This window comes from uncultured Formosa sp. (assembly GCF_947500765.1).
Lineage (GTDB): Bacteria > Bacteroidota > Bacteroidia > Flavobacteriales > Flavobacteriaceae > Formosa.
This window is the reverse complement of sequence record NZ_CANMTH010000028.1, coordinates 1-3,903: the sequence shown is the minus strand read 5'-3', so window position 1 is coordinate 3,903 and position 3,903 is coordinate 1. Positions and strand designations below refer to the sequence as shown.

The following is a 3,903-nucleotide window of genomic DNA, read 5'->3' as shown; positions in this document are numbered from 1 at the left end:
TCAACAGCATGCTGCATAAAAAAAACTAAATCTTTATTAGGATTTTATCTTGGAATACGTATAAGATTAGTTGCGTGGTTTAAGCAACTAATTTAGTAAATAATTACCAACAAAGAAAGTCCGCGAGGACTTTCGTAAGTAAGCGAGAAACCAGCAATAAATTATATACGGCTTAAGTTAGCATTTTAATAAAAACACTAAATTTAAGACACATAATAAGAAAGCACAAAAGAGAGGAATAAGGTTAATATATACGTAGAGACTACAGATCTCGTCAACATTGAAAATCCCCTCTCTTTTACTACACAGATTTCGTACAGTTCTATGAGGCGTTTAGACCTCAATTTTAAGTCGTAGAAACTCGCGTAGCTTGTCCTTTCAAAAAACATTTTCTTATGAATAAAGATATAAAATATTTTGGATTTGACATCATTCATTTAGTTTTTGATGTTACCGATTCCCAAGGGAATTATTATCAGTTTAAAAACAGTATTTCGGGCTTTAAAAAGTTTGTAAAATTGTTAGATATTAATAGTCATTGCGTGATGGAAGCCACAGGATATTATCACTACCAATTAGCCTATTATTTACAAGAAGAAGGTTTTAAAGTTTCGGTAGAAAATCCATTATCGGTAAAACGATTTATTCAGATGAAACTATCAAAAATCAAGACCGATAAAAGCGATTCGAAACTAATATATGAATAAGCAAAACATGTAGAATTAAAGCTTTGGAAAGGCAACTCAAAGCATCAGTTAGAATGCCTTCAAATGACCAGACTCCTTACTGTATATACAAAACAAAGCACTATGCTTAAAAATAAATTGCACGGAGAAGCTGTTTTAGGAAACCCGAGTAAAGCAGTTGTGAGTTCTTTAAAACGAAACTTAAAACAGGTTCAAAAAGAGATAAAAATGATAGAAGATAAATTGTTAGTTTTAGTAAAAGAAGTACATCAAGGAGTTTTAACACGCTTAAAAACTATTCCAGGAATTGGTCCAAAAACATCTCTAATGCTGGTGGTTTTAACGGATGGATTTGATCGTTTTACAAGCGGCAGTGAATTGTGTAGTTACGCAGGTTTAACTCCAGTGATAAGACAAAGTGGAAGTAGTGTAAAAGGACGTCCTAGAATTAGTAAAATAGGGAATCAAAAACTTCGAAAGTTATTATTTATGTGCAGTTTTAATGCCTGTAAATATAACCACGCTTGTAAAGCAATTTATGAGCGATTAGTAGCCAAAGGAAAGAGCAAAAAACTAGCCTTAATAGCGGTTTGTAATAAGCTGCTAAAACAGGCTTTTGCTATCGCAAAATCAGGATTGACATACGACAATAACTACAGGAGTGTTTTAGTGAAAAATTAATGCCTTTTTACTTGTTTTTTGCCACAGTACTTTGTTAGCTGCTGCCTTTTTACGGTTTCTTATACAGATTCGATTTTTATAGAAGTCATTGATAGCGAGCCTCCGACTGCTTTGTCGTTGAATAATGTTATTTTTTCATTTTCTTCTTTTAATGCCAATGTATAAAGTAAAGGCAGATAATGTTCAGGTGTTGGAATAGCTAAATCGAAGGCTTTCCCTTGTGATTTAAAGGCTATGAGTTTTTGATGGTCGCCACTTAAAATGTGGGTTTTCATTTTTTCGTTTGCTTCTGTTGCCCAATCATAGGCAAATTGTTCGTTTAATTTTTTCCAAGCAACCATACGTAGATTATGGACAATATTTCCGCTTCCAACAATCAAAACTCCTTTCTGACGAAGGCGACTAATTTCTTTCGCCAGTTCGTAATGATATTTTGCTGGTTGCGAATAATCAATGCTCATTTGTATTACTGGAATATCGGCATTTGGATATAGATGTTTGATTACGCTCCATGCTCCATGGTCAAGTCCCCATTTATCATCTAATCCAACTTCTGTTTTGGTTATAATACTTTTGGTTTCTTGTGCAAGTTCTGGGCTTCCTTTTGCTGGATATTGAACGTCAAATAATGCTTGTGGAAAACCACCAAAATCGTGAATGGTTGGTGGATTTTGCATTGCAGTAACAAACGTGCCTTTTGTTTCCCAATGTGCAGAAATACAAAGGATAGCATTTGGTCGTGCCAATTCTTTCCCCAATTTTCTAAATTCCGTAACAAATTCATTTTCTTCAATGGCATTCATTGGGCTTCCGTGACCAAGAAATAACACAGGCATTTTGCCTGTGTTACTCATTGTTGAAGTCATTTTGTTTAAATCTTTTAAATTCATACTTCTACTTATTAGTGGCAATAACGCCAATGATTTTATAAATCGTTTTCTATCCATTTCATAATAAATTATGAAACTTGCTTTATAAATTGAACCTCTGCGTTAATTTTAATCTCATTACCTACCATAACGCCTCCTGCTTCCAAGGCAGCATTCCAATTGAGTCCGAAGTCTTTACGGTTCAGTTTGCCATTTATGGAAAAACCTGCTTTTTCGTTTCCGTATGGGTCTTTCATAAAACCTCCAAACTCGGTATCTAACGTGATTTCTTTAGTAGTTCCTTTAATTGTAAGGTCGCCAACTAATTTGAATTCATCATCATCTACTTTTTTGATTGAAGTGCTTACAAATGTAATTTCTGGATATTTTTCTACTTCAAAGAAGTCAGGACTTTTTAGGTGCGTGTCTCTATCGTTATTGTTGGTTGATATAGAACTTGCATCAATGTTTGCCGAAATTGTTGATTTTGTAAAATCTTCGCCATCAATGTTTGCTTGAAAAGTTTTAAATTCTCCTTTTACGTTAGAAATCATTAAGTGTTTTACTTTAAAAGTGATTTCGCTATGTGCTGGGTCTATTGACCATTTTGTTGTTTTCATTTTTATTATGTTTTTTTCTTTTAATTGTTTATAAATAAATTAACAATGCAAAGATGAAAACAAATAGGTGTTAAGTTGTTACACTATTCGGAAGTTGAAATGTAAATTTAGGAAATGAGCCTTTTTTTCATATCTTCTCTAAATTCACTTGGTGATTGTCCAGCCTTCTTTCTGAAAACATTAGAGAAGTATGAGTTTTCGTTATACCCCAACTCGTAGGCAATTTCAGAAATGGTTTTTTCGGTGGAAATCAATAGGTTTTTTGCTTCAATCAATTTACGGGTTTCGATTATTTCAGAAACACTTTGCTCTAAAATATTATGGCAAATTAGATTCAAATTTCTTGAAGACATAAAAAGTTTTTCTGCATAGAATTCTACGCCAACTGGTTTTCGATAATTTTCTTCAAGGATGTTCAGAAAATTTCCGAACGATATATGTTGGTTTTTTTGCAAAGACTCGTTTTGTGGTTCTAACTTTTTTCTTTCGGCTTCTATCATAGTGAACAGAACACTTAATAGTTGTCTTATTATGGAAAAGTCAGTTCTTTCTTGTTGAGTTTCTGCGTGCATCATCTCACAAAGTGTAACCAACCTTTGAAAACAAAACCCTCTTTCAAATTTTATATTCGCTTGGTCGTGATAGAGAGAATATAGTTGAAATGTAGTCTCGGGAATAAAGTCGCTCTTGAAACGAATTCCCCAAATGTCGCATTTCCCTTTATAAATTCTTGGTATTATTCGGTGTGCCTTTCCTTTGGTGACGAAACTCACAAAAGGTGCTTGAATTGTGGTAATATTAAAATCAATGAAATGCTCCAACTCTCCATATATTCCAATCAGTAATTCTTCAAAGTCGTGATTGTGAGGTTCGTCAGGTTGTTCAGAAATCTTTTTTGCTTCTTCTTCGTCAACTCTGAATATGTGGAATAGTTTGTTCATTTGTTGTTTGATGGTCTTTTCAGGTTGCAGCCAACGTGTTTCTTTAGTTTGTATTAAATAACTTTAGCTAGAAAAAGAGGAGAACTATAACGTGTTTAAGAATTGT

General features: G+C 33.5%; 3 protein-coding genes and 1 pseudogene. 1 reads left to right on the top strand and 3 read right to left on the bottom strand.

All coding sequences use genetic code 11. The features are described from left to right. Positions 1-395 precede the first annotated feature (395 nt). A pseudogene (locus Q1B05_RS18360) lies at positions 396-1,367 on the top strand (IS110 family transposase). Between the two features lie 59 nt (positions 1,368-1,426). On the opposite strand, the gene ygiD reads toward Q1B05_RS18360, so the two are convergent. The 3 genes from ygiD to Q1B05_RS18345 all read right to left on the bottom strand — a co-directional run bounded on the left by ygiD (position 1,427) and on the right by Q1B05_RS18345 (position 3,797). Then, the gene (gene ygiD, locus Q1B05_RS18355; protein ID WP_299782882.1) at positions 1,427-2,314 is read right to left on the bottom strand and encodes a 4,5-DOPA dioxygenase extradiol; all 888 of its coding nucleotides are present in this window, start codon (positions 2,312-2,314) and stop codon (positions 1,427-1,429) included. Between the two features lie 11 nt (positions 2,315-2,325). Next, a complete protein-coding gene (locus tag Q1B05_RS18350; RefSeq protein ID WP_299782880.1) occupies positions 2,326-2,856 on the bottom strand; it encodes a YceI family protein in 531 nt (176 codons plus the stop codon). Between the two features lie 107 nt (positions 2,857-2,963). Beyond that, positions 2,964-3,797: an AraC family transcriptional regulator gene (locus tag Q1B05_RS18345; protein WP_299782878.1), complete on the bottom strand. Its 834-nt coding sequence runs from the start codon at positions 3,795-3,797 to the stop codon at positions 2,964-2,966. Positions 3,798-3,903 lie beyond the last annotated feature (106 nt).